At 36.6% G+C, this 1,967-nt stretch carries 2 protein-coding genes; both read left to right on the forward strand.

What is annotated here, in order from left to right:
- Positions 1 to 1,717, forward strand: a 1,717-nt coding sequence (locus KQ486_RS13845) for a phage baseplate upper protein (protein WP_216687981.1), incomplete at its 5' end; no start/stop codon positions are given.
- Positions 1,717 to 1,967 (forward strand): DUF2977 domain-containing protein (locus tag KQ486_RS13850; RefSeq protein ID WP_000705892.1); only part of this gene is annotated, 251 nt, incomplete at its 3' end. The genes KQ486_RS13845 and KQ486_RS13850, both read left to right, overlap by 1 nt.

Genomic DNA, 1,967 nt, shown 5'->3' on the forward strand with positions numbered 1-1,967 from the left:
AGGAACTGGTGTTTTAAATTTTGCAGTAACTAAGAATAACAGACCGTTATCTATAAGTTCTGAACATGTTAAAACATCTATCGTGTTAAAAACCGATGATTATAACGTAGATAGAGGCGCTTATATTTCAGACGAATTAACGATAGTAGACGCAATTAATGGGCGTTTGCAGTATGTGATACCGAATGAATTTTTAAAACATTCAGGCAAGGTGCATGCTCAGGCATTCTTTACACAAAACGGGAGTAATAATGTTGTTGTTGAACGTCAATTTAGCTTCAATATTGAAAATGATTTAGTTAGTGGGTTTGATGGTATAACAAAGCTTGTTTATATCAAATCTATTCAAGATACTATCGAAGCTGTCGGTAAAGACTTTAACCAATTAAAGCAAAATATGGCTGATACACAAACGTTAATAGCAAAAGTGAATGATAGTGCGACAAAAGGCATTCAACAAATCGAAATCAAGCAAAACGAAGCTATACAAGCTATTACTGCGACGCAAACTAGTGCAACACAAGCTGTTACAGCTGAATTCGATAAAATAGTTGAAAAAGAGCAAGCGATTTTTGAACGTGTTAACGAAGTTGAACAACAAATCAATGGCGCTGACCTTGTTAAAGGTAATTCAACAACAAATTGGCAAAAGTCTAAACTTACAGATGATTACGGTAAAGCAATCGAATCGTCTGAGCAGTCCATAGATAGCGTTTTAAGCACAGTTAACACATCTAGGATTATTCATATTACTAATGCAACAGATGCGCCAGAAAAGACGGATATAGGCACGTTAGAGAAGCCTGGACAAGATGGTGTTGATGACGGTTCTTCGTTCGATGAATCAACTTATACATCAAGCAAATCTGGTGTGTTAGTTGTTTATGTTGTTGATAATAATACTGCTCGTGCAACATGGTACCCAGACGATTCAAACGATGAGTACACAAAATACAAAATCTACGGCACATGGTACCCGTTTTATAAAAAGAATGATGGAAACTTAACTAAGCAATTTGTTGAAGAAACGTCTAACAACGCTTTAAATCAAGCTAAGCAGTATGTAGATGATAAATTCGGAACAACGAGCTGGCAACAACATAAGATGACAGAGGCGAATGGTCAATCAATTCAAGTTAACTTAAATAATGCGCAAGGCGATTTGGGATATTTAACTGCTGGTAATTACTATGCAACAAGAGTGCCGGATTTACCAGGTAGCGTTGAAAGTTATGAGGGTTATTTATCGGTATTCGTTAAAGATGATACAAACAAGCTATTTAACTTCACACCTTATAACTCTAAAAAGATTTACACACGATCAATCACAAACGGCAGACTTGAGCAACAGTGGACAGTTCCTAATGAACATAAATCAACGGTATTGTTCGACGGTGGCGCAAATGGTGTAGGTACAACAATCAATCTAACTGAACCGTACACAAACTATTCTATTTTGTTGGTAAGTGGAACTTATCCAGGTGGCGTTATTGAGGGATTCGGACTAACCGCATTACCTAACGCGATTCAATTGAGTAAAGCGAATGTAGTTGACTCAGACGGCAACGGTGGCGGTATTTATGAGTGCTTACTATCCAAAACAAGTAGCACTACTTTAAGAATAGATAACGATGTGTACTTTGATTTAGGTAAAACATCAGGTTCTGGAGCGAATGCCAACAAAGTTACTATAACTAAAATTATGGGGTGGAAATAATGAAAATCACAGTAAACGATAAAAACGAAGTTATCGGATTCGTTAATACTGGCGGTTTACGCAATAGTTTAGATGTAGATGATAACAATGTGCCTATTAAATTTAAAGAAGAGTTCGAACCTAGAAAGTTTGTTTTCACTAACGGCGAAATTAAATACAATAGCAATTTCGAAAAAGAAGACGTACCGAATGCATCAAACCAACAAAGTGCGTCAGATTTAAGTGATGAGGAACTTCGCGGAATGGTTGC

It is taken from the genome of Allobacillus halotolerans (genome assembly GCF_018967645.1).
Taxonomy (GTDB): Bacteria; Bacillota; Bacilli; order Bacillales; family Alkalibacillaceae; genus Allobacillus; species Allobacillus halotolerans.